Below are 21,800 nucleotides of genomic sequence, written 5' to 3' on the forward strand. Positions count from 1 at the left end.
AGCGAACTGTACAGTCATGCCATACGAACCAAGAACCATGGAGTACGGCATGTCTTCCCTCTCAACGACGAATACAACAAGTTTCAGCGACCGCTACGGCCGTTTGCTGCCGGGCCTGCTACTGAGCGGCGTGATCGCCTATGGCGCCATCGCGCTGGGCAAGCTGGAATGGATGCAAAGCCACGGCATGAGCGCGCTGACCCTGGCCATCATGCTGGGCATTGTGCTGGGCAACAGCGTGTATGCGCGCCTGGCGCCCACGTGCGGCGCAGGCGTGGCGTTTTCCAAGCAGACATTATTGCGCCTTGGCATCATCCTGTACGGCTTCCGCCTGACCTTCCAGGATATCGGCCAGGTGGGCCTGGCGGGCATCGCCATCGACGCGCTGGTGCTGACGTCCACGTTTGGCCTGGCGATGTTCCTCGGCACCAAGGTGTTCAAGCTGGAACGCAACAGCGCCATCCTGATCGGCGCGGGCAGCTCGATCTGCGGCGCGGCCGCCGTGATGGCAACCGAACCTGTCGTCAAGGGGCGCAGCGAAGATGTCACCGTGGCCGTCTCCACCGTCGTGGTATTCGGCACGATCGCGATCTTTTTGTATCCGCTGCTGTACCAGCTGAACCAGGGCTGGCATGTGCTGGCAGCCACGCCCACCGCGTTTGGCGTGTACATCGGCTCGACCGTGCATGAGGTGGCGCAAGTGGTGGCGGCCGGCAAATCGGTGGGGCAGGAAGCGGCAAATGCGGCCGTGATCGCCAAGATGGTGCGCGTGATGATGCTGGCGCCGTTTCTCGTCATCCTGTCGGCCGTGTTGGCGCGCGGCAAGGCCAAGGCTGGCGGCCACGACAAGGCGGCCAAGCTGGCCATCCCGTGGTTTGCCTTCATCTTCATCGGCGTGGTGGCCTTCAATTCGCTGGGCTGGCTGTCGGCGCCCGTGGTGGCCACCATCACCGATATCGACACGGCCCTGCTGGCCATGGCCATGGCGGCCCTGGGCTTGACGACGCACATGTCGGCCATCCGCCGCGCCGGCATCAAGCCCCTGCTGCTGGCAGGCCTGCTGTTCTGCTGGCTGATCGCCGGCGGCGCGGCCATCAACCATGTGGTGGCCAGCCTGTTTGCATGAGCCTTGCCGGCTTCGGGCCGGGCGAGCCGACGCGGGAGCCGAAAACTTCGTACAATAAGCGTGTTTTGACTCTCAATCCGGCCCCGGCCCCACCCAGGAACACCCATGCATCTCTCGAACTGGCTGCTTTTCTGCAGCGTTGCCCTGCTCGTCACGTTTTCTCCCGGCCCGGCCGTCCTGCTGGCCATCTCGAATGCCATCGCCGTCGGCCCCCGCCGCGCCATGATCAGCAGCATGGGCAATGGTTTTGGCCTGTTCATCATTTCCGGCGTGGCCATGGCCGGCATGGGCGTCGTGCTGGCCACCTCGGCCACGGCCTTCATGCTGCTGAAACTGGCTGGCGCCTTGTACCTGGTGTACCTGGGCATCAAGCAATGGCGCAGCAAGACCAGCATCGTGGCCAATGCGCCCGTGGTACCGGGCGTGGCCAATCCGAATTCGTTCTGGAAACTGTTCCGCCAGGGCTTGACGGTGGCGCTGACGAATCCCAAGGCCATCCTGTTCTTTTCGGCCCTGTTCCCGCAATTCATCACGCCAGGCGAGCCCGTGGCCATCCAGTTCACCGTGCTGACGACTTCGTTTGTCGCCTGCGCCATGCTGGCCCACTTGTTCTACGCCAACCTGGCGCGCCTGCTGAAAACGCAGCTGGCCACGCCGGGCCGCGCCAGGCTGTTCAACCGCATCTCGGGCGGCGCCTTCGTGCTGCTGGGCCTGAGCCTGCTGCGCCTGCGCGCCAAGGCGGCGTAACTAGTCCTTTTCCGTCAAGAACGCCTCGATGCTGGCCGCCAGGGCCAGCGGCGTTTCATTCATCGGATAGTGTCCCGCATTGGCCAGCACTTCCAGCCTGGCCTGCGGGTACCACGCCAGATACGTGCGGCGCATCAGGTCCGCATCGAAACGGGGATCGTGCTCCCCCACCAGCGCCAGCAAGGGCAACGCACAGGCCGCCCGCATGGCTTCCCCGCTGAAATCCGTCCCGCTCCACGCCAGGAAATAGGCGGCAAACGCCGCCTGGTCAGAACTTTCCCACGAGTATTGCGCCTTCCAGTCCAGCCAGGTGGCGGGCAAGCGTCCGCCCGTGCTGCGGTCGATGATGGCGCGCCGCGCATCCACGTTCGCGCTGGCGTCGAGGAACAGTTGCCGGGCCGCCCCGTCCAGCGCCACGCCGCAGCTGGGCACGGGCGCCACGGCCACCAGCTTGCGCAAGCGCAAGGGCGCCAGCAAGGCCAGCCTTTCCAGCGCCATGCCGCCCATGGAATGGCCCACCACGCTGAACGTGGCAAAGTCCAGCGCATCGGCCAGCGCCAGCGCGTCGCGGGCGACCTCGTCCAGCGAATAATCGCCGGCCGCGCCCCGCATGCCGCCATAGCCGCGGCAATCCATGAAGACATAGCTGAAAGCGCCGCCATCGAGGGCCGCTTCCATGGGCGCAAACGCGTGCGCATCGCCAAACCAGCCGTGCAGGACGATGACGGCGTGGGGACCATGGCCCACGCGGTGATAAGTATTGATCATGCTCGCTCCCGACAAAGAGCCGATGGTAAGCGTTGATCCGGCGGCCCGCCTTCGCCGACAGGTCAAATACTGTAGAGTATGGGCCATGGATGATTTTTATACGGAAGTGCCGCGCGCCCTGATCGCCACCGCGCGCGACTATGCGCCCGACGACATATTCCCCAGCCACAGCCATGCGCGCGGGCAATTCGCATATGCGGCACGGGGCGTCATCACGGTGCATACGCCGCAAGGCAACTGGCTGGTGCCGCCGCAACGGGCGTGCTGGGTACCGGCCCATCTGGCGCACGGCATGCGCATGCATGGCGCGGTGACCATGCACAATGTGTTCATCGATCCAGCCGCCATCGCCGGGACGGCCTTGCCGTCCGCTTGCCAGGTGCTGGAAGCGGCGCCGCTGCTGCGCCAGCTGCTGGCCGAGGCCGTGACGGTGGATGCCTTGTACGGGGAACAAACGCGCGCGGGTCGATTGATGGCCTTGCTGCTCGACGAGATAGCCGCTGCCCGGCCCCTGCCCCTGAGCGCGCCCCTGCCGCAGGAACCGCGGCTGGCGCGCCTGTGCATGGAAATACTGCGGCAACCGAGCCTGGACACGGACCTGGACGCGATGGCGGCGCAGGCGGGCATGAGCCGGCGCACCTTTACGCGCCAGTTCCGCGCCCAGACGGGTCTCGGCTTTGCCCAATGGCGGCAGCAAGCGTGTCTGCTGGCGGCCATCACGCGGCTGGCCGACGGACAAGCCGTCACCCGCATCGCGCTCGACCTCGGCTATGCCAGCCCCAGCGCTTTCACGGCCGCGTTTCGCCGCGTGCTGGGGCAAGCACCCAGCGATTATTTAGCCTAGGAAATGATGGCGGCGATGCGCTGCGACAATGCCTGTGCCAGTTTCTGCACATGGTAGCCGTCGACAAAGCCATGATGGGCCTGGGCGGAAAACGGTATGCGCATGCGGCCGTCCTGCTGCACGGGGCCGAATTTGCCCCAGGTAAAGGTCGGAATATCGGCGTCGCGGTGGCGGAAGATCGGGTGTTCGATGGCCGCCAGTTCCAGCCATGGCAGGCAAGTGATGAAGATATTGTTGCGCTGCTCGCGCTCGGTCTCTCCTTCGCCCGTATTGATCAGCGCGGCGCTCGCTTCGGCGACGCGTTTCGCTTCCAGGCTGCGCGCGATGAAGAGATCAAGCTGGTCCGTCATCGCGAAACGCGTGTAATTGAGATTGTCGTCGCCGTTGATGACGGTGTAGGAAGCGGGAAAATCGTCGATCTTGATCACGTCGCCCTGGTAGATGCGGTACATGAAATTGTCTATGTCCCTGACCGTATTGAGCAGGCAAAACAGGAAAAAGTGAAACACGGGAATTTTTCCTTCCTTGCACCACGGCCGGAAATCCGGCACGTCGAGCTGGAAATTGATGTTGACGAGGGGATTGTCAAACGCCCGGAACAAGTCATAGCGGTCGCGCCGCTTTTCAAAATTTTTCATGCGGCGAGTGTAGACGATGGGGGGACTGGCGGGCAAGTCATGCCATAGGCGCATGAAAGGTTTTTTGATATTCCTTATTCGACAGTCAATGTGTTTTTTATCTGAATTTGGCCGCCGACCGGAATAACCGGGTCGCAAGCCTCCCCGTATCGGGAGGCATATTTTCGCTGGATTTCCTTACCCGGCCTGATTCATCTCGTCATCGATCATATTGGTAAACAGGTCGAAACTCAGGATACCCGTGCCGATGCATGAAAATACTGTCGTACCCGCCGCATCCTTGATCGTCAATCTCTCGGTCCAGTCATTCTGATTCATGCACTTCAGGCTGGCGCCAGGCCAGGTGACGCCGTCCACATGCAAGCCCTGCGCCGACAAGGCCAGTTCCTGTGTCTTGAAATTCAGGAAATTGCCGAACAAGCGCTTCTTGTACACGTCGCCGCTGCTGATATAGCGGAAAGTCACGCGCTCGCCGTCCGCCAGTTTCTGTGTCAAGACGGGCATGCGGTATTCCAGGTAACGGGAGCGAAATTCGTCCATGAACTCGTCAAAGCGCTTGAGTTCTCCGGTAGCCCATATCCAGGGCTGGTCGGCGCCCGTGCGGTAGGCAAGGTTATTGATCATGCCGGTCATGGCGGTGGAACCGCCGGCAAACAGATACAGGTCTTCGATATCGGCAAAGGCGGCGTAGCTGCGAATGCCGTTCAATTCATGCACCACACCGTCTTCATGCAATTCAAAACGGCTTTTCCGCCGCTTGAGCATTACCGCGCGCATGACCAGCACCAGCACGGCGAGCAGCAAGAGAAAAGCCGCCGTGCCATACAAAATAGTCAAATTGCTGTGCGTACCCAGCTTGGCGCCGTTACGCAAGGTCATGGCCTGCGTATCGGTCAGTGTTTTCTCAGGCATGGTCGTGCTCAGGTACAACACAAAACCTGCCACTGCCGCCAGGATCGCCGCAAATACCGCAAACAGCATAGGCACCGTCTTGCCATGAAAATACACGGCGAGTGCTTTATTGGTTTGCGGGATACTCAAATTGCCCATGTAATCTTCCTGTTAAATGATAGGGAGGGTTTTACAACCCGGAGGTCGAAATATATTCGGCCCGGATTGTCTCCCATCTATTACAGGAATGGCCACACGCACGTACACTCGATACTGATTTCTTACAGTAATGACCGTGATTACTGGCCGGCCACAGTTATTATCTGGCATTGCAGAATTTCCCGGGCCACCTCGGCCACGCCTTCTTCCAGTTCTCCCATTGTCGGTGCATGGGCGAAGCGTTGCAATTCCCCGTCCAATTCGCATGCCAGCTCCCGTGAATGGCGCACGATGCCCTGCAACACAAAATACTTCCATTGTTCGTCATTACCGGCCAGCACCGTTTTTATATGGGGCGCGAGGCGCACACCGATGCCGGCCAGGTACGGCAGCAGCACGCCGGCCACGGGCCAGTTCGCATCTTGCACCCATTCCAGGATCTGCGGCATGGCGGGAGCAACGTCGTCCCACGGCAAAGCGATCAGGGCTTGCGCATGCTGCGTATCGTGTTTATCGCGCGGCAATGGCAGAGGCATGGACGGCGTCCGTGTCATGCGGCGGCGCCGTGCGCCAGTCCCCGCTGCACTTTCCACGCCAACGGTAAAGTGAGCAGCAATACGGCCGCCAGCGCCAGCAGGGCCGTGGGCACGCTCGTATGGTCGCCCAGCGCGCCGAACAGCACGGGCGACAGCGCGCCGCCGCCGATGCTGCCCGTGTAGAACAGGGCAAACGCGTGCTCGCGCTTGCCGGGGGCAGCCAGTTCCGGCACCACGCCGTACAGCACGGACGAAGTGCCGTTCAGCGCCAGCCCCAGCAAAGGCAGCATGGCCATGACGCCGGCCAGCGGCAGCAACAGGGCCGCCACGATGAGCAAGGACGTCATCGATTCCGTCAGCCACACGGTCTTCATCATGCCGATGCGCGCGCCCAGGTAGCCGCACAGCAGCTTGCCGAAGGCGCCGCCCACGAACAGCAAGGATAGCGCCACGCCGATGCCGGCCGTGCCCGCGCCCTTGCTTTTCAATAAAAATGGCAGAAAGGTGAGAAAACCCATGCGCACGGCGCTGTCCAGGGTGCCCGTGGCCAGCAAGGCGCGAAAGCTGGCGGCCGAACCGCTGCCTGCGATGGGCTTGAGCGCTTTCTTCTGGCTGGCCTGGATGTCGCCCGGTTTCGGCAACAGCCACCACAGCAAGCCGGCGGCCGCCAGGCCCAGCAGTCCTAGCAAGGAAACGCTCGCTTGCCAGCTGCATACCAGCAACAGCAAGCCCACCAGGGCCGGGATCAGGGTCTTGCCGATATCGCCGGCGAAATTGTAGTGCGACAACGCTTCCTTCACGCCGCCGCCCGCCTCGTGCGTGTCGGTAACGATGGACGAGGCCAGCGGATGCTGCGTGCTGGCGCCCAGGCCGCCCAGCAGCAGGGCAAACAGCAGCACGCCCAGGCCGCCCGCCTGCCCCGCGACCAGGTAGGCAACGCCGGCCAGCGCCGTGCCGCCCACCAGCATGCGTTCGCGCCCCCAGCGCTTGGCCAGGCGGCTGGCCAGCAGCTGGAAACCGGCCATCATGCCCGAGTACGAACCGCGCAACAGGCCCACCATCGCGTAGCTGATGGCAAATTGCGCCTGCCAGATGGGCAGGAGCACATAGATCACGTCCGTCAAGCCGTCATGCACGGCATGCGCGCTGCAGGCGGCGAACAGCGAACGGCGGCGCAGGGATTTGTCGGAAGGAGACGATACGGAGGGAGCAGCAGCGGCGGATGGTTCAGTCATGACTTCGGCAGGAAAACGATGTGGACAGTGCAAGCTTACTACAGGGGCTGGCGGTGCAGCAGCACCTTGCCATACGTGCTCCAGCTACGCGTGCCGCCCACGCCAGGATCGATGGCGAAGCGGCAACCCTGCACATAGGTAATCGCCGCCTCGACCAGTTCCGCTGGCAGGCCCGGCGCTTCAGCCACGATGCGTGCGGGAGTTCCTTCGCTGCCGATAAACATGCGCAGCACGACGCCGCTGTCATTGCTGGCCGATTTGTCGAGGTTGTTATAGCCCTGGACGCGCTGGGAAGGCTGGCAGCTGCCGGGTACCAGCAAGGGACGCACGAGCTCGGTATCGTCGAGGCCCCATACATATTGAACGCTGAAATTTTCCTTGGCCGCTCTGTCAGCCGGGAACACGCACTGGCGCACATTGCTCAGCGCCGCATCGTCCAACACTTTCCACCCTGAACTGCGTGTCACGGACGCCGTTGCCACCTTGCCATCCTGCCCTACGGAAAAGCGCATGCTCGTCTTGCCATCGAGTTCATAGCGACGCGCTTCCTGCGGATACACCTGGGGCGGACAGGTCGCGCCCGGCATCGCCTGGCCAAGCCCGGGCAGGATGGCCAGCACCGCTGCCACACAGCGTAATGGGAAGCTTGCTTCATGCATCGGCATCGTGACTCCAGCAATTGCTATTAAATAAGTTTTCAATTTTAGCAAATTGCCATGGATACCAACAAGCCGCTGGACAAGCGACGGCAGGCGCGCCACCGTGCAACGATGGCGCGCCTGCCCATGCAGAACCTTGCTTGCCCGCTTATTTGGCCATCGCATCCTTGGCCATCGCATCCTTCTTCATTTCATCTTTTTTCATTTCATCTTTCTTCATGCCGTCTTTTGCCATGCCATCCTTGGCCATGTGATCCTTTTTCATGTGCTTCTTGGCCATGGGCTTGTGCATGCCATCCTTGTCCATCGCATCCTTGTGCATGGCATCGGCCGAGGCGTCCTTGGCCATCGGGTCTTTTTTCATGGCGTCCTGGGCGAACGCGGCGCCCGACAGGAAGATGGCGGAAGCGAGGATGGCGGCGAAGGTGGTGGTCGTGGTTTTCATGATATGTCCTTGTCTCAGTGTTGGATGGGCGAGATTGCCCGGTGGTAAAGCTGTTGCCGTGCTACGGGTGCTGCTTGCTGATAAATAAAAGGAAGGCCGGGAGGCGGTCAGGGCCAGGCGCATTGCCGCAGGCAGTACGATTACCGCACTGGCCGCCTCTCCGGCCGTCCTAGGAACCGCCGAACCAGTTGTAGCCCTGGTTCTCCCAATACCCTCCCGGGTAGGTATTCGTGACGAAAATGGCCTGGATGTGCTTGGGATTCTTGTAGCCCAGCTTGGTCGGCATGCGCAGTTTCATGGGGTAGCCATACTTGGGCGGCAATTCCTTCCCGTCGTAGGTCAGGGCCATGATGGTTTGCGGATGCAGGGCCGTGGCCATGTCGATGCTGGTAAAGTAATCGTCGGCGCACTGGAAGCCGATGTATTTCGCCGTCGTGTCGGCGCCTACCCGCTTCAAAAAGTGGGAAAACGGCACGCCGCCCCACTTGCCGATGGCGCTCCAGCCTTCCACGCAGATGTGGCGCGTCACCTGCGTTTCCTGCGGCAAGGCGCGCAGCTGCGGCAGACTCCACGGCTTTTTGTCGGCGATCAAGCCGCTCAATTCCAGGCGCCAGGCGTCGCCATCGACCTCTTCCACTTCGTCTTCGCCGTAGTACGCGTTGAAGGGAAACGGCCGCGTGATCATCGAGTCCGGGTAGGTCGGCGCCAGTTTGTTCGGGTCGAAGAGCCAGCCCTGCACCCGGTCGTTGAAGCGCGAGACGGCCGTCAGCGCTGTCTCGATGCCGGACGCGTCGCTGACGTTGCAGCCGGTCAGCAAGGACAGGCCGCCCAGGGTCAGGCTGCGCTGCAGGAACAGGCGCCGCGACGGCTGTTTGATCTGGCGCAAGGCATCCGCCAGCATGGCCTGGCCCTGCTCTTGCACAATGATGGTTTTTTTCATGATCGTTTCCTTTAGCGGCCGCGCAGCATGGCGACCAGGGTGCGCGGCACCAGCGCCACCATCAGCAGGTGCACGCCGACAAAACCCGTCAGCAGCGCCATGGCGATGAAATGCACGCGGCGCGCGCTGTCGTAGCCGCCCATCAGCTCGCGCAGCAGGGGGAACTGCACGGATTTCCACAACACCAGGCCGGACAGCACCAGCACGATGCAGTCGAGCATGACGAACAGATAGGCAGCGCGCTGCACCATGTTGTAATGGCGGGGGTCCGCATGGGTCAGCTTGCCTTTCAGCGCGGCGGCAAAATCGGCCAGCAGCAGGCGCGGCGTCAGGGGAAAGAACTGGCGCCGCAGCCGTCCCGAGGCGATGTTGATCGCCAGGTACAGCAAGCCATTGCCTACCAGCAGCCACATGGCGGCGAAATGCCATTGCAGGGCGCCGCCCAGCCAGCCGCCCAGGGTCAGCGCGCGCGGCAGCTCGAATGGGAAGAACGGCGCCGCGTTGTAGATGCGCCAGCCGCTGGTGGCCAGCACCACCACGGCCACGGCGTTGAGCCAGTGCGTGAGGCGCAGCCAGGCGGGGTGGATCGTGGCGGTGGACATGGTAGGCGTATGCATCACAACACTCCTTTCGCGCATTGCGCAGTACTGACGGCTTGCAGGATGGCGCTGCTGTCGGCCCGCTGCACGAAGGCCACCACTTGCAGCTGCTCCGGGCGCCAGCTGGCGGGCAGCTTGACTTCGCGGCGCAGCTGGGCGCGGCCTTGCGCCAGCGCAACCGGCCCCAGCCACAAGCGCACGGCCGCATCGTGATGCAGGGTGGCGCCCCGGTTCTCGCCGCGCAGCACTTTCGACACGATGGCGCTTTCGCTGATGGCCACGTACAGCTGGCCGTTCGTCTGCGCATCGGGCGCACTGGCATTGGCTTCCAGCAGTAATTTCCCGCCGGCCCCCGGCGTGGCGGACAGGCCGATGTTGACGGCTGCCGCGGTCGCGTTGATGCGGCGGATGGCGGCCGGCAGCTGCGCATCCCAGCCACGCAATTCCGTGCCGCCCACAAAGAACTGGGGCGTATAGGCTACGTGGCGGGGCTGGTGGCGCAGCAGTTCGGCCTGGCGCGCATCGAATTGCGCCTGCGCCAGCGGGTCCGCCCAGCCGATCTGGTCCCAGTACGTGACGTGCAGGGCCAGCGGCACGACCAGGCTGGCCGCCCCCGCTTCCTTGCGCAAGGCGTTCAGGCGCTGGTCGGCGGGCGGGCAGCTGGAGCAGCCTTCGCTGCTGTACAGTTCCACCAGCGCCGCCGTCTGCGGCCCGCTTTGCACGGCGCAGCGCTGGCTGGCGGCCAGCTGCGCCATGGCCGGAGCTGCCACGACCGTGCCCAGGACGGGAAGTAAAAGTATTGCCAGGCGGTGCTTGATGTCCATGGTCTTTCACCGGTATATTGAATGAAGAAGCGTGCTTGCCTGTCAATTCGCCGCGATGGGCGGATTGGTTACAGCCGCCTCCCATTATTTTTAAATTTATTTTTTCCATTGCCTGTCACCAAAGGCCTGCATGCAACGAATACCTGTAAGCGAACACCTGCATGGCACGGAATTGCGGCTGCATGGCCTGATGCTGCGCGGGCTCGACGGCGATGCGGCGGCCTACCGCAGCTTCCTGCAAGCCACCAGCGGCCATTTGCGCGCGTTCCTGCGGCGGCGCCTGCAGCGCTGGCCCGACGAGGTGGAAGATCTGGTGCAGGAATGCTTGCTGGCCATCCACAACCAGCGCCTGACGTACGATACGGGCGTGCCGCTGACGTCGTGGATCCATGCGATCGCGCGCTACAAATTGATCGACTGGCTGCGCCGGCATGCGCGGCGCGAAGCGCAGCACTTGCCGTACGACGAAGAAGATGGCACGCAGGAACTGTTTTCCAGCGCCGACGCGGAGGCGGCCGAAGCCAGCCGCGACCTGGGCAAATTGCTGGCCAGCTTGCCCGCGCAGCAGCGCGACGCCATCGTGCATACCAAGCTCGACGGCTGGTCCGTGCGCGACACGGCAGCCGCCATGGGCATTTCGGAAGCCAGCGTCAAAGTGGCCGTGCATCGCGGCTTGAAGGCACTGGCGGCCAATTTAAGGACAGGCAATGAAGGAGCTGCACCATGAAAACCGATGACTTGATCGCCATGCTGGCCAGCGGCCCCGACGTGGCCGCCGCTGAACCGCCGGGCGCGTACTGGCGCGCCGTCGCCACCCTGGGCGCCGGGCTGCTGGCCAGCGTGGCGCTGATGGCCATGCTGCTGGGCGTGCGGCCCAACCTGGAACAGCTGGCCCTGCTGCCGGATTTCTGGATCAAGGTCGGTTTCGTCATTTTCCTCTCCCTGGCGGCCTGGCAAGTCACCCGCCGCCTGTGCGTGCCGGGTGCGCAGACGCGCGCCCTGCCCCTGCTGATCGCCGTGCCCCTGCTGCTGATGTGGGCGCTGGGCGCCCTCATCCTGAACGAAGCGCCGCCCGAACAGCGCGCCGAACTGTTCTGGGGCGCCACCTGGCGCAGCTGCCCCTTGCTGATCGCCATGCTGTCGCTGCCCCTGCTGGCCGCCGTGCTGCGCCTGATGCGCCAATTGGCGCCCACGCGCCTGCGCCTGGCGGGTGCGGCCGCCGGTTTCGCCGCCGGCACCCTGGCCGCCCTCGTGTACTGCCTGCACTGCCCGGAGCTGGCCGCCAGCTTCGTCGGCTTCTGGTACGTGCTGGGCATGCTGGTACCCACGGCCATCGGCACCGCCCTCGGCCCCAGAGTGCTGGCCTGGTAAGGCACTCTCGCAGCAGGTGCGGCGCCCGTCAAGCGGCCATTGCACGCCTATCGACTTCATATCCGCAAAAGTCACGCATTCCCACGCGCAACCTTTGCCTTTGCATACGCGCTGACATAGAGCAACAGGCTATCGCCACCAGCCGCCGGATTGTCTTTTCTTGTCCACAAAATATTTATTCTTACTGATATGCAATACGCGCGTAGATTCGACTGCGTGCGCCAGCCCCTGACGATCGACGGCCGTTCATTCCGCTACCAAAAAATAAATTGTGGGGAATTGAATCTGATCGTGCTGGCGCCCCGTACAAGTGATGCAGCCCCGTAATTTCCGCAAGTCCTGCCACTGCGCATAACAATTCAGGGAGAATCGACATGTCTTTGTACCATTCGAGAACCGCACTGGGCACCGCCCTCCTGGGCAACCTGCTGGCCGTATCTTTCACTTTGGCCCTCGCGCCAGCCGCCCATGCTTCCAGCCACCGCGAAGCGCCATTCATCACGCAAAACCCGAAAGTCGACGCCACCGACTTCTATATGTTCCGCAGCTATGAAGCGGGCCGCGGCGCCTACACCACGCTGGTGGCCGACTATATTCCCCTGCAGGACGCGTATGGCGGCCCGAATTACTTCGCCATGGATCCCAACGCCCTGTACGAAATCCACATCGACAACAATGGCGACGGCAAGGAAGACCTCACCTTCCAGTTCCGCTTCACCAACACCATCAAGGATGGCCAGTTCACCGTGGGCGGCAAGAAAGTCTCGATTCCGCTCGTCATCAACGGCGGCGCCATCGACACGGTCAATCCGGCCGGCCTGAACGTGCGCGAAACCTACAGCGTGACGGTGGTGCGGGGCGACCGCCGCACGGGCACGCGCAGCAGCGTCACCAATGCCACGGGCGGCGGCACGACGTTCGACAAGCCCGTCGACAACATCGGCAACAAGGCCATCCCCAACTATGCCGCGTATGCCGCGCAGCACGTCTACACGGTCAACATCCCCGGCTGCGCCACGCCGGCCCGCATGTTCGTTGGCCAGCGCAAGGACCCGTTCGTCGTGAACCTGGGCGAAACGTTCGACTTGATTAACATCAAGGCACCCGCCACGGAGTTTGCCGCAAATGCGGAGTCGGCCGCCAAGGATGACCTGGCCCGGAAAAACGTCACGGCCATCGAGATGGAAGTGCCGACAGCCTGCCTGACGGCGGGCAGCGACCCCGTCATCGGCGGCTGGACCACGGCCAGCCTGCGCCAGGGCCGCCTGCTGAATCCGGCGCCCGGGACTACCACCACGGCGTCGAAGGAAGGCGGCGCGTGGGTGCAAGTGTCGCGCCTGGGTATGCCGCTGGTGAATGAACTGGTGATCGGCCTGAAGGACAAGGACCGCTTCAACGCCAGCAAACCGTCGGGCGATGCGCAATTTGCCGACTACGTCACCAACCCGACGGCGCCGGCCCTGGTGGAAGTGCTGTTCGGCTCGGCAGGCGCCAAGGCGCCCACCAACTTCCCCCGCAATGACCTGGTGGCCACCTTCCTCACGGGCATCAAGGGCGTGAACCAGCCTGTGACGGTGGTGGCCTCTGAAATGCTGCGCCTGAATACCTCGATTGCCGCCACGGCCGTCGGCGGGCAAAACCGCCTGGGCGTGATCGGCGGCGACAATGCGGGCTTCCCGAACGGCCGGCGCCCCGGCGACGACGTGGTCGACGTGGTGCTGCGCGTGGCCATGGGCAAGCTGTGCACGCTGAACATCGGCTGCGCCCCTGCCGATGCACCCGCCGGCGGCCTGCATTTCACGGATGGCGCTTTCCTCGACGAAACCTACTTCACGGCAGGCTTCCCCTATCTGAAAACGCCCGTGGCCGGTTCGCCGCAAATGTAAGCCCGACAGGAGAACGCGATGAAAAAACTGTATGCAATCAGCGCCCTGGCGCTCACGGCCCTGCTGGCCGGCTGCGGTGGCGGCGGCAGTAGCAGCCACGGCGGCGATAACGGCGGCGTCAATCCCCCGCCCGTGGTCTTGCTCGACGCCTTCTATGTGGCCGTCAGCAACGTCATCCTGACCACCAGCGATGACAAGGACGGCGTCGCCATCGACGCCATCATGGCGACGTCTCCGGAAAATACGGAGCCCGTGCCGCTGTAACGCGCAGTCAGCAAGTGCGGGCGCCGGAGACAGCGTTCTCCGGCGCCCCGCCCTTGCCGCCCCACTCCACCATCGACGGCGTCCACGATGAAAACACCGATTTCCCTGCTGTGCGCCTGCCTGCCCTTGCTGGCATGGGCCGCGCCCTACACGCCGAAGGATGGCGGCACCGTCATCGAACAGCTGCCGCGCCGCGCCGACGCCACGCAGATCGCCCTGCGCGGCCTGCGCCAGCAACTCAACGCCACGCCGGGCGACCTGGGCCTGGCCACGGGCCTGGCCCAGCGCTACATTGCCCTGGCGCGCAGCGAGACGGATCCCCGCTACCTGGGCTATGCGCAGGCGGCGCTGGCGCCCTGGTGGCGGCAGGCGGCGGCGCCCCTGCCCGTGCGCCTGCTGCGCGCCACCATTTTGCAAAGCACCCACCAGTTCGGCCCCGCCCTGCAAGACCTCGACGCCGTCATCGCCCAGGAACCGGCAAATGGCCAGGCCTGGCTGACGCGCGCCACCGTGCTCACCGTGCAGGGCGACTACGCGAAGGCAACGGCCGCCTGCGCGCGCCTGTCGGCGCTCACCACCCAGCTCGTCACCGTCACCTGCATTGCCAACGTGGCCAGCGTCACGGGCCGCGCCGCCACCAGCGAGCGCCTGCTGGACCTGACCCTGCAAAGGAGTGCGGGCGCCGCGCCCGGACTGGAAAGCTGGGCACTGACCCTGCTGGCGGAAATGGCCACGCGGCGCGGCGAAACGGCGCTGGCCGAGGCCCGCTACAAAAAAGCGCTGGCGCAGCAGCCGCGCGACAGCTACCTGCTGGGCGCCTACACGGATTTCCTGCTCGACCAGCAGCGCCCGCAGGACGTCGTCAAGCTGCTGCAAGACCAGCAGCGCATCGACGCCCTGCTGCTGCGCCATGCGCTGGCCCTGCAGGCGCTGCCCGGCCGGCAAACGGCATTCCTGGCCGCGAAAGCGGAACTGGCGGCCCGCTTCCGCGCCGCCATGCAGCGCGGCGACACCGTGCACCAGCGCGAGCAAGCCCGTTTCGCCCTGTTCCTGCAGCAGGATATCCCCGCTGCCCTGCAACTGGCGCAGCAGAACTGGGCCATCCAGAAGGAAGTGCCGGACATGCGCATCCTGCTCGAAGCGGCCCTGGCGGCGCGCAACTACGGCGCAGCCCAGCCCGTGCTGGCCTGGATCGCCGCCAACGGCGTGGAAGACACGGCCCTGCAGCGCCTCGTCCGGCAGCTGGGCCCTCAGGATGGCGCGAAAATCAGCGCCGCGCAAAAGGCAGGTGTGCTGTGAACGCCCGCCTCGCCCTGTGCCTGTTCCTGCTGTGCGCGTGGCTAGCACCCGCGCAGGCGCACAAGCCCAGCGACAGCTACCTGAGTCTGTCCGTGCATGGCCAGCAGATCGACGGCCAGTGGGATATCGCGCTGCGCGACCTCGATTTCGCCATCGGCCTGGACGGCAATGGCGACGGCGCGCTGACGTGGGACGAGATCCGCGCGCGCCACGAGGCCATCGCCGCCTATGCGCTGCAGCGCCTGCAGGTGGCCAGCGACCAGGGCGTGTGCCCGTTGAAAGCCGTCGAGCAGCTGATCGACAACCATACGGACGGTGCCTACAACGTGCTGCGCTTTACGGCTACCTGCCCCGGCAACGCCGCGCCAGCCACCTTAAGCATCGGCTACACCTTGTTCGCCGACCTGGACCCGCAGCACAAGGGGCTGCTCAAGATCGACAGCGGCGGCGCCACGCAGACGGCCATCTTCGACCCGGACAGCCCCCGCCAGACGATGTCGCTGGCCGCGCCCAACCGCCTGGCCCAGTTCGGCGCCTACGTCAAACATGGCATCTGGCATATCTGGATCGGCTACGACCATATTCTGTTTTTGCTGTCGCTGCTGCTGCCGGCCGTGCTGCTGCCGGACTTGCGCGACCAGCAGCAAGGCTTGCGGGCGGCGTTCTATGACGTGCTGAAGGTCGTCACGGCATTCACGCTCGCCCATTCCATCACCCTGACCCTGGCCAGCCTGTCGCTCGTGTCGCTGCCGTCGCGCTGGGTGGAATCAGCCATCGCCGCGTCCGTGATCCTGGCCGCGCTGAACAATCTGCTGCCCCTGTTCCGCGGCAAGCGCCCCGTGGCCGCCTTCGCCTTTGGCCTGATCCACGGTTTCGGCTTTGCCAGCGTGCTGCGCGACCTGGGCTTGCCGCAAGGCTCACTGCTGGCCAGCCTGTTCGGCTTCAACGTGGGCGTGGAAATCGGCCAGCTGGCCATCGTCGCCGCGTTTTTGCCCATCGCCTGGCTGCTGCGCAAGACCTGGCTGTACCGGCAGGTGCTGACCGTCGGTTCGCTGGCCATCGCCGTGGTGGCCGCCGTGTGGCTGGTGGAGAGAATTGCCGATATCAAGCTGATTTCCGCCTGACGGCTGCTTGGGAGCGTTGCTGGACCGCCACTGCCGGGCCACAAGTACCGGCAATCGGGCTACAATACGAACAATTCTCAATCGCATCAAGGCCACGCCGTCCCGCGGAACATGGCATGGAAAGGTTGCATGCTACGCCCCGAACTGGAACTGCACCGGCAAATCGAAGTGCTCTACAGCGACCACCATGGCTGGCTGCAGGGCTGGCTGCGCCGCAAGCTGGGCAATGCCTTCGATGCGGCCGACCTGGCGCACGACACGTATCTGCGCATCCTTTCGCGGGGCCGCGCGCCCGAACCCGGGGAATCGCGCCAGCACCTGGCGCAGATCGCCAACGGCCTGGTGGTGGACCTGTTCCGCCGCCGGCATATCGAGGCGGCCTACGCGGACGCCATCGCGGCGCAGCCGGAAGCGGCCGCACCCACGCCGGAAATGCGCGCGCTGATCGTCGAGGCGCTGCTGGAGATCGACGCCATCCTGGCCAGCCTGCCGCCCAAGGTGCGCGACGCCTTCCTGCTGTGCAAACTCGAAGGCATGGGCTACGCGGACATCGCCGCGCGCCTAGGCGTGTCCGTCTCGTCCGTGGAAAAATACATCGCCCGCGCGCTGCTGGCCTGCTGCATGGCGCAATGCGCATGAGCAGCGCGCACTTCCAGCCTGACGGCGCGCCCATCGCCCCCGCCGTGCTGCAGCGCGCCGCCGAATGGATGGCGCGGCTGTGGGCGGAAGACGCCAGCGCGGCCGATGCCGACGCCTGCGCCGCCTGGCGCGCCGCCCACCCCGAACACGAGCGGGCCTGGGCCCGGCTGCAGCGCTTCACCCAGCAATTCGAAGCCTTGCCGCGCGATGCGGCGCGCGGCGCGCTGGCGCCCGTTCCGCCCCGTGCCACCGGCCGCCGGCGCGTCTTGCAGCTGCTGGGCCTGATCGCGGCGGGCGGCGGCACGGCGCTGCTGGCGCACGACTCGCCGCTGTGGCAGCGCACCGCCAGCGACTACCGCACGGCTGTTGGCGAGACGCGCGCCATCGTGCTGGCCGACGGCACGCAGCTGGTGCTGGACACGGCCAGCGCCATCGACGTGCGCTACGGCGCCGGCGAGCGGCGCATCATGCTGCGCGCGGGCGCCCTCCTCGTCACCAGCGCGCACGAAGCGGCGGCAGTCTATCGTCCGCTGCTGGTGGAAACGCCGCAAGGCACGGCCACGGCGCTGGGCACGCGCTTTTCCGTGCGCCTCGGCGATGGCGCCAGCCGCGTGGCCGTGTTCCAGGGCGCCGTGGCCCTGCAGCCGTCGCAGGACGGCGCCGCGCCCGTGCACCTGCAGGCGGGCCAGCGCGCCGGCTATACGCGCCACGCCGTGCACGATATCGGCACGGTGGAAGACAGCGCCGCCGCCTGGGCGCATGGCAGCCTGGTGGCCGAGCGCATGCCGCTGGGCGAGCTGCTGGCGGAGCTGGGGCGCTACCGCCATGGCGTGCTGCGCTGCGACGAGTCCGTCGCCGGCCTGCGCGTGACGGGCGTGTTTTCCCTGAGCGATACGGACCGCTCGCTGGCCAACCTGGCCGCCAGCCTGCCCGTGCAGCTGGCCTACCGCACGCGCTACTGGGTCAGTGTGGGGCCGCGCCCCGCCTCTTGAACGGCACCGTCAAAAATAAATTCAAAATAAGTGAAAAACCGTTGAGGGTTTTTGCTTTTCGTTCGGAATACGGGAAGAACAAAATTTTTCTCCCCATTCCCAAGGATATGCACCATGCCCCACCGCTCCACCGCGCCCGCCCGCAAACTGCGTCCGTTTCCCCTTGCCGCCGCCATCCAGACCCTGTTCCTGGCAGGCGCCGCGGCGGGAACCCTGGCCATCGCGGCCCCTGCCGCCCGCGCCCAGGCGCTTGAGAATACGCAAGTCAAGCGCCAGTACGCGATCCCCGCGGGGCCGCTGGAGCGGGTCCTGACCACGTTCGCCAGCGCGGCCGGCGTGGAACTGTCGGCCGATGCCGCCCTCCTGCAGGGCAAGCGCAGCGCCGGCCTGGCGGGCAGCTATACCGTGCGCCAGGGCTTCGAGGAACTGCTGCGCGGCCAGGGCGTGCGCGTGGTCGACGGCGCCAATGGCGCGTATGCGCTGCGGGCCGAGGCCACGCAGCCGCAGCCGGGCGCACCGGCGCAGGCCAGCGCCACCCTGCCCGCCATCACCATCAGTGCCGCTGCCGACCGCGAGACGGCCACCGGTCCCGTGCGCGGCTATGTGGCGCGGCGCGCCGCCTCGGCCACCAAGACGGATACGGCCCTCAATGAAAACCCGCAATCCGTGTCCGTCGTCACGGCCGATGAAATCAGCGACCGCAATGCCGAATCGCTCGATGAAACCCTGCGCTACACGGCCGGCGTGACGCCGAACCAGCGCCCGCTGGGCAGCGACGATTCCTCGCTGCTGCGCGGTTTCACCATCGAGACGACGGGCATCCTGCAGGACGGCTTGCGCAATTCGGGCCGCACCTTTGGCGCTTCCATCGAGCCATATGGGCTGGAGCGCCTGGAAGTGCTGCGCGGCCCCGCCTCCGTGTTGTACGGGCAGATACCGCCGGGCGGCATGGTCAACGCCGTCAGCAAGCGTCCCAGCGCGGACGCCGTGCGCGAAGTGGGCGTGGAATACGGCAGCTACCAGCGCCGCCAGCTGAAGGCCGACGTGGGCGGCGCGCTCGATGCGCCCGGCGCATGGACCTGGCGGATCGTCATGCTGGGCCGCGAAGCCCGGACGCGGCTGGCCCACGACCGCGACAACCGCCTGTATGTTGCCCCCTCGCTCACATGGCAGGCGGGTCCCGCCACCCGCTTGACCCTGCTGGCCCGCTACGAGAAGGACAACCAGCAGTACGCATTCCCGAACCAGCTGCTGCAGCCGGGCCCGCGAGGCCAGGTGGACCCCAGGGTCAACCTGATGGGCGACGACAACCGCTTCAAGCGCCGCAACACCATGCTGGGCTACGAGTTCGAGCATGCGTTCAACGACACCTGGTCGCTGCGCCAGAACCTGCGCTACACGCGCCTGAACAACGACCGCACGGACATGTTCCCCGGCGGCCTGAACGACGACGGCACGGTGGAGCGCTATTTCTGGCCCGTCGACACGGATTCGAAAAGCCTGTTCGCCGACACGCAGCTGCAGGCGCGCTTCGCCACGGGCGCCCTGGCGCACCAGGTGCTGCTGGGCGTCGATTACGCCCATATCCGCAACACGGATGAATACCGCTACCAGAAAGGCTTTGTCGAACCGCTCGACCTGTACCGCCCCGTGTACGGCAAGCAGCCGCTGCTGCCGTCAAAAACACCGACCCGCGCGGACGCCCCGTCGCGCCAGCTGGGCCTGTACGCGCAGGATCAATTGAAATGGGAGCGCTGGGTAGTGACGGCCGGCCTGCGCCGCGACAAGGCCACGCAATCGCGCGACGTCATCGACCTGGCCAGCGGCACCGTCAAACCCGATTACCACCAGTCGCCATCGGCCACCACGGGCCGCCTGGGCGCCGTCTACCTGTTCGATGGCGGCTGGGCGCCGTACGTCAGCTACGCCAGCTCGTTCTCGCCCGAACTGGGCACGATGGCGGGCGGCGGTGCCTTGAAACCGTCGCGCGGCAAGCAGCTGGAAGCGGGCGTGCGCTACGAGCCCGCGGGCCAGCGCGCCAGCTACACGGCCGCCGTGTTCGACCTGGTGCGCGACAATGTCTCCACGTCCGACATCGGCAACCCGGGCTTCCTGCTGCAGACGGGGCAAGTCAAGGCGCGCGGCGTGGAACTGGAAGCGCGCACGGAATTGGCCAGCCATTTGAGCCTGATCGCCCAGTACACCTACCTCGACACGGAAGTGACGAAGAGCAATAACGGCGACCTGGGCCTGCAGCAGCCGGGCGCGCCGCGCCACAGCGCCTCGGCCTGGGCGCGCCAGTCGTTCAACATGGGCGAGGCCCTGCCCGCGTATGCGGCGCTGGGCATGCGCTTCCTGGGCGCCATGCGCTCCAATTCGGACGGCGACAACCTGAACATCCGCAATGGCGGCCTGACGCAGTGGGATGCGGCGCTGGGCGTGTCGCGCGGGCCCTGGCAGTTTTCCCTCAACGTCAACAATGTGCTGAACAAGCAGACCCTGTATGACTGCGGCTACCTGCCGGGCCTGTGCTACCGCAATGCCGAACGCACGGCCAACGTCAGCGCCATGTACAGGTTCTGATGCCGGCGCTGCACATGCGGCCCGCGCTGGCGGCCATGCACCGCTACGCGGGCCTGCTGATGGCCGGCTTCCTCATCGTGGCCGGCGTCACGGGCAGCGCGCTGGCGTGGAAGGATGAACTGGAGGCGGCCCTGCTGCCCGCCGTCTTCCGCGTGGCGCCGCCCGCGCCCGGCGCCGCGCCGCTCGACGCCCTGCAGCTGCGCGCGTCCGTCGCCGCGCGCTTCCCGCAGGCGAGCGTCACGTACGCGCCCCTGTCCGCGCCGTCCGGCCGCAGCATGCAGTTCTACCTGCGCCCGTCAGGCGACGCGCCGCTGGCCGGCAACGAAGTGTTCGTCGATCCGTACACAGGCGCGCTGCTGGGCCAGCGCCAGTGGGGCGATATCGGCCAGGGCGCCATCAACCTGCTGCCCTTCATCGAGCGCCTGCACTATGCGCTGGCGCTGGGCGATACGGGCTTGCTCGTGTTCGGCCTGATCGCCATCCTGTGGACCGTCGACTGCTTCATCGGCGCCGCCCTGACCTTCCCCGCACGCCTGAAAAAACGCTCGCCCGGCAGCAAGCCGTGGCTGCTGCGCTGGCGTCCTTCGTGGCTGCTGCGCCGCCAAGGCGGCAGCTATAAACTGGTGTTCGACCTGCACCGCGCGGGCGGCCTGTGGCTGTGGGCCATGCTGCTGGTGTTTGCCTGGAGCGGCGTCGCCTTCAACCTGTACGGCGTGTATGCGGCCGTGATGCAACCGCTGTTCCCGCACCAGGGGGCCGAGGAAATCGTGGCGCGGCACGCGCCGTCGCCAGGGCCGCAGCTGGATTGGCCGGCCGCGCGCGCGCAGGGCCGCCTGCTGATGAACGAACTGGCGCACCGGCACGCGTTTGACATCATCGAGGAAAACGCGCTCGCGTATGAGCGCGAACTGGGCGTGTACAGCTACCACGTGCGCAGCAGCCGCGACGTGCGCGCCCACAAGGGCCTGACCACGGTCTTTTTCGATGCGGCCAGCGGCCGGCAGCTGGCCGCGTGGCTGCCCACGGGCGCCGCCAGCGGCGACACCATCCGCAGCTGGATCAGTGCCCTGCACATGGCCTCGATGTGGGGCTGGCCTTTCAAACTGTTCATCTGCGCCATGGGCGTGCTGGTGGCGGGCCTGAGCGTGACGGGCGTGCTGGTCTGGCGCCGCAAGCGCCAGGGGCAAGCCAGGGCAAAAGCCCTCATTCATTAGCACGGCTAATGAGGCCA

The 21,800-nt window shown here is 65.4% G+C and carries 23 protein-coding genes; 13 read left to right on the forward strand and 10 right to left on the reverse strand.

Annotated elements, in window-relative coordinates:
• Window positions 1-49: 49 nt before the first annotated feature.
• Both VPH41_RS11275 and VPH41_RS11280 read left to right on the forward strand, forming a co-directional pair.
• Window positions 50-1,126: a YeiH family protein gene (locus VPH41_RS11275; protein WP_328570051.1), complete on the forward strand. Its 1,077-nt coding sequence runs from the start codon at window positions 50-52 to the stop codon at window positions 1,124-1,126.
• 105 nt (window positions 1,127-1,231) lie between these two features.
• Window positions 1,232-1,873, forward strand: a complete 642-nt coding sequence (locus VPH41_RS11280; RefSeq protein ID WP_287771805.1) for a LysE family translocator — start codon at window positions 1,232-1,234, stop codon at window positions 1,871-1,873.
• Here VPH41_RS11280 and VPH41_RS11285 read toward each other — a convergent pair whose 3' ends face one another.
• Window positions 1,874-2,641, reverse strand: a complete 768-nt coding sequence (locus VPH41_RS11285) for an alpha/beta fold hydrolase (protein WP_328570052.1) — start codon at window positions 2,639-2,641, stop codon at window positions 1,874-1,876.
• Between the two features lie 85 nt (window positions 2,642-2,726).
• Between VPH41_RS11285 and VPH41_RS11290 the strand changes: the two genes are divergently transcribed.
• Window positions 2,727-3,485 (forward strand): AraC family transcriptional regulator, encoded by a 759-nt coding sequence (locus VPH41_RS11290; RefSeq protein WP_328570053.1) that lies wholly within the window; start codon window positions 2,727-2,729, stop codon window positions 3,483-3,485.
• Here VPH41_RS11290 and VPH41_RS11295 read toward each other — a convergent pair.
• The 9 genes from VPH41_RS11295 to VPH41_RS11335 all read right to left on the reverse strand — a co-directional run bounded on the left by VPH41_RS11295 (window position 3,482) and on the right by VPH41_RS11335 (window position 10,411).
• Complete coding sequence (locus tag VPH41_RS11295) at window positions 3,482-4,177, reverse strand: CatA-like O-acetyltransferase (RefSeq protein ID WP_328570054.1); 696 nt, start codon at window positions 4,175-4,177, stop codon at window positions 3,482-3,484. The two genes, VPH41_RS11290 and VPH41_RS11295, sit on opposite strands and share 4 nt — an antisense overlap.
• 123 nt (window positions 4,178-4,300) lie before the next feature.
• A complete protein-coding gene (locus tag VPH41_RS11300; RefSeq protein ID WP_328570055.1) occupies window positions 4,301-5,173 on the reverse strand; it encodes a hypothetical protein in 873 nt (290 codons plus the stop codon).
• 140 nt (window positions 5,174-5,313) lie between these two features.
• A complete protein-coding gene (locus VPH41_RS11305) occupies window positions 5,314-5,709 on the reverse strand; it encodes a DUF5071 domain-containing protein (protein WP_328570056.1) in 396 nt (131 codons plus the stop codon).
• Window positions 5,710-5,723: 14 nt separating this feature from the next.
• Window positions 5,724-6,944 carry an MFS transporter gene (locus VPH41_RS11310; RefSeq protein ID WP_328570057.1) on the reverse strand — a complete coding sequence of 407 codons (1,221 nt, stop codon included), beginning with the start codon at window positions 6,942-6,944 and terminating at the stop codon, window positions 5,724-5,726.
• Between the two features lie 38 nt (window positions 6,945-6,982).
• A complete protein-coding gene (locus tag VPH41_RS11315; RefSeq protein WP_328570058.1) occupies window positions 6,983-7,609 on the reverse strand; it encodes an energy transducer TonB in 627 nt (208 codons plus the stop codon).
• A gap of 142 nt (window positions 7,610-7,751) precedes the next feature.
• Entirely contained in the window at window positions 7,752-8,048 is a 297-nt protein-coding gene (locus VPH41_RS11320) for a pentapeptide MXKDX repeat protein (RefSeq protein ID WP_328570059.1), read from the reverse strand.
• 169 nt (window positions 8,049-8,217) lie between these two features.
• The gene (locus VPH41_RS11325; RefSeq protein WP_442906266.1) at window positions 8,218-8,949 is read right to left on the reverse strand and encodes a molybdopterin-dependent oxidoreductase; all 732 of its coding nucleotides are present in this window, start codon (window positions 8,947-8,949) and stop codon (window positions 8,218-8,220) included.
• Between the two features lie 50 nt (window positions 8,950-8,999).
• Window positions 9,000-9,605, reverse strand: coding sequence for a cytochrome b/b6 domain-containing protein (locus VPH41_RS11330; protein WP_328570061.1), 606 nt, complete (start codon window positions 9,603-9,605; stop codon window positions 9,000-9,002).
• A complete protein-coding gene (locus VPH41_RS11335; RefSeq protein WP_328570062.1) occupies window positions 9,605-10,411 on the reverse strand; it encodes a DUF1223 domain-containing protein in 807 nt (268 codons plus the stop codon). The genes VPH41_RS11330 and VPH41_RS11335 overlap by 1 nt, the downstream gene beginning before the upstream one ends.
• A gap of 130 nt (window positions 10,412-10,541) precedes the next feature.
• Between VPH41_RS11335 and VPH41_RS11340 the strand changes: the two genes are divergently transcribed.
• The 10 genes from VPH41_RS11340 (at window position 10,542) to VPH41_RS11385 (ending at window position 21,783) form a co-directional block, all read left to right on the forward strand.
• Complete coding sequence (locus tag VPH41_RS11340; RefSeq protein WP_328570063.1) at window positions 10,542-11,138, forward strand: sigma-70 family RNA polymerase sigma factor; 597 nt, start codon at window positions 10,542-10,544, stop codon at window positions 11,136-11,138.
• On the forward strand, window positions 11,135-11,782 hold the full coding sequence (locus tag VPH41_RS11345) for a DUF1109 domain-containing protein (RefSeq protein ID WP_328570064.1): 648 nt from the start codon (window positions 11,135-11,137) through the stop codon (window positions 11,780-11,782). The genes VPH41_RS11340 and VPH41_RS11345 overlap by 4 nt, the downstream gene beginning before the upstream one ends.
• Before the next feature lie 374 nt (window positions 11,783-12,156).
• Entirely contained in the window at window positions 12,157-13,668 is a 1,512-nt protein-coding gene (locus tag VPH41_RS11350) for a DUF4331 domain-containing protein (RefSeq protein ID WP_328570065.1), read from the forward strand.
• Window positions 13,669-13,686: 18 nt separating this feature from the next.
• Window positions 13,687-13,932 (forward strand): hypothetical protein, encoded by a 246-nt coding sequence (locus VPH41_RS11355; RefSeq protein WP_152280783.1) that lies wholly within the window; start codon window positions 13,687-13,689, stop codon window positions 13,930-13,932.
• Window positions 13,933-14,019: 87 nt separating this feature from the next.
• The gene (locus tag VPH41_RS11360) at window positions 14,020-15,231 is read left to right on the forward strand and encodes a tetratricopeptide repeat protein (protein WP_328570066.1); all 1,212 of its coding nucleotides are present in this window, start codon (window positions 14,020-14,022) and stop codon (window positions 15,229-15,231) included.
• Window positions 15,228-16,355: a HupE/UreJ family protein gene (locus VPH41_RS11365; protein WP_328570067.1), complete on the forward strand. Its 1,128-nt coding sequence runs from the start codon at window positions 15,228-15,230 to the stop codon at window positions 16,353-16,355. The genes VPH41_RS11360 and VPH41_RS11365 overlap by 4 nt, the downstream gene beginning before the upstream one ends.
• A 129-nt stretch (window positions 16,356-16,484) precedes the next feature.
• Complete coding sequence (locus tag VPH41_RS11370) at window positions 16,485-16,994, forward strand: sigma-70 family RNA polymerase sigma factor (protein WP_328570068.1); 510 nt, start codon at window positions 16,485-16,487, stop codon at window positions 16,992-16,994.
• On the forward strand, window positions 16,991-17,986 hold the full coding sequence (locus VPH41_RS11375; protein WP_328570069.1) for a FecR domain-containing protein: 996 nt from the start codon (window positions 16,991-16,993) through the stop codon (window positions 17,984-17,986). The genes VPH41_RS11370 and VPH41_RS11375 overlap by 4 nt, the downstream gene beginning before the upstream one ends.
• A gap of 114 nt (window positions 17,987-18,100) precedes the next feature.
• Window positions 18,101-20,569: a TonB-dependent siderophore receptor gene (locus tag VPH41_RS11380; protein ID WP_328570070.1), complete on the forward strand. Its 2,469-nt coding sequence runs from the start codon at window positions 18,101-18,103 to the stop codon at window positions 20,567-20,569.
• The gene (locus VPH41_RS11385) at window positions 20,569-21,783 is read left to right on the forward strand and encodes a PepSY-associated TM helix domain-containing protein (protein ID WP_328570071.1); all 1,215 of its coding nucleotides are present in this window, start codon (window positions 20,569-20,571) and stop codon (window positions 21,781-21,783) included. The genes VPH41_RS11380 and VPH41_RS11385 overlap by 1 nt, the downstream gene beginning before the upstream one ends.
• Window positions 21,784-21,800 lie beyond the last annotated feature (17 nt).

Origin of the sequence: Janthinobacterium sp. P210006, from assembly GCF_036231885.1 — a bacterium.
Lineage (GTDB): Bacteria > Pseudomonadota > Gammaproteobacteria > Burkholderiales > Burkholderiaceae_D > Janthinobacterium > Janthinobacterium violaceinigrum.

Excerpts from the sequence above, each read along its gene's own strand:
- VPH41_RS11275 (WP_328570051.1), top strand. The coding sequence starts at position 50 with ATGTCTTCCCTCTCAACGACGAATACAACAAGTTTCAGCGACCGCTAC.
- VPH41_RS11280 (WP_287771805.1), top strand. The coding sequence starts at position 1,232 with ATGCATCTCTCGAACTGGCTGCTTTTCTGCAGCGTTGCCCTGCTCGTC.
- VPH41_RS11285 (WP_328570052.1), bottom strand. The coding sequence starts at position 2,641 with ATGATCAATACTTATCACCGCGTGGGCCATGGTCCCCACGCCGTCATC.
- VPH41_RS11290 (WP_328570053.1), top strand. The coding sequence starts at position 2,727 with ATGGATGATTTTTATACGGAAGTGCCGCGCGCCCTGATCGCCACCGCG.
- VPH41_RS11295 (WP_328570054.1), bottom strand. The coding sequence starts at position 4,177 with ATGCGCCTATGGCATGACTTGCCCGCCAGTCCCCCCATCGTCTACACT.
- VPH41_RS11300 (WP_328570055.1), bottom strand. The coding sequence starts at position 5,173 with ATGGGCAATTTGAGTATCCCGCAAACCAATAAAGCACTCGCCGTGTAT.
- VPH41_RS11305 (WP_328570056.1), bottom strand. The coding sequence starts at position 5,709 with ATGCCTCTGCCATTGCCGCGCGATAAACACGATACGCAGCATGCGCAA.
- VPH41_RS11310 (WP_328570057.1), bottom strand. The coding sequence starts at position 6,944 with ATGACTGAACCATCCGCCGCTGCTGCTCCCTCCGTATCGTCTCCTTCC.
- VPH41_RS11315 (WP_328570058.1), bottom strand. The coding sequence starts at position 7,609 with ATGCCGATGCATGAAGCAAGCTTCCCATTACGCTGTGTGGCAGCGGTG.
- VPH41_RS11320 (WP_328570059.1), bottom strand. The coding sequence starts at position 8,048 with ATGAAAACCACGACCACCACCTTCGCCGCCATCCTCGCTTCCGCCATC.
- VPH41_RS11325 (WP_442906266.1), bottom strand. The coding sequence starts at position 8,949 with ATGCTGGCGGATGCCTTGCGCCAGATCAAACAGCCGTCGCGGCGCCTG.
- VPH41_RS11330 (WP_328570061.1), bottom strand. The coding sequence starts at position 9,605 with ATGCATACGCCTACCATGTCCACCGCCACGATCCACCCCGCCTGGCTG.
- VPH41_RS11335 (WP_328570062.1), bottom strand. The coding sequence starts at position 10,411 with ATGGACATCAAGCACCGCCTGGCAATACTTTTACTTCCCGTCCTGGGC.
- VPH41_RS11340 (WP_328570063.1), top strand. The coding sequence starts at position 10,542 with ATGCAACGAATACCTGTAAGCGAACACCTGCATGGCACGGAATTGCGG.
- VPH41_RS11345 (WP_328570064.1), top strand. The coding sequence starts at position 11,135 with ATGAAAACCGATGACTTGATCGCCATGCTGGCCAGCGGCCCCGACGTG.
- VPH41_RS11350 (WP_328570065.1), top strand. The coding sequence starts at position 12,157 with ATGTCTTTGTACCATTCGAGAACCGCACTGGGCACCGCCCTCCTGGGC.
- VPH41_RS11355 (WP_152280783.1), top strand. The coding sequence starts at position 13,687 with ATGAAAAAACTGTATGCAATCAGCGCCCTGGCGCTCACGGCCCTGCTG.
- VPH41_RS11360 (WP_328570066.1), top strand. The coding sequence starts at position 14,020 with ATGAAAACACCGATTTCCCTGCTGTGCGCCTGCCTGCCCTTGCTGGCA.
- VPH41_RS11370 (WP_328570068.1), top strand. The coding sequence starts at position 16,485 with ATGCTACGCCCCGAACTGGAACTGCACCGGCAAATCGAAGTGCTCTAC.
- VPH41_RS11375 (WP_328570069.1), top strand. The coding sequence starts at position 16,991 with ATGAGCAGCGCGCACTTCCAGCCTGACGGCGCGCCCATCGCCCCCGCC.
- VPH41_RS11380 (WP_328570070.1), top strand. The coding sequence starts at position 18,101 with ATGCCCCACCGCTCCACCGCGCCCGCCCGCAAACTGCGTCCGTTTCCC.
- VPH41_RS11385 (WP_328570071.1), top strand. The coding sequence starts at position 20,569 with ATGCCGGCGCTGCACATGCGGCCCGCGCTGGCGGCCATGCACCGCTAC.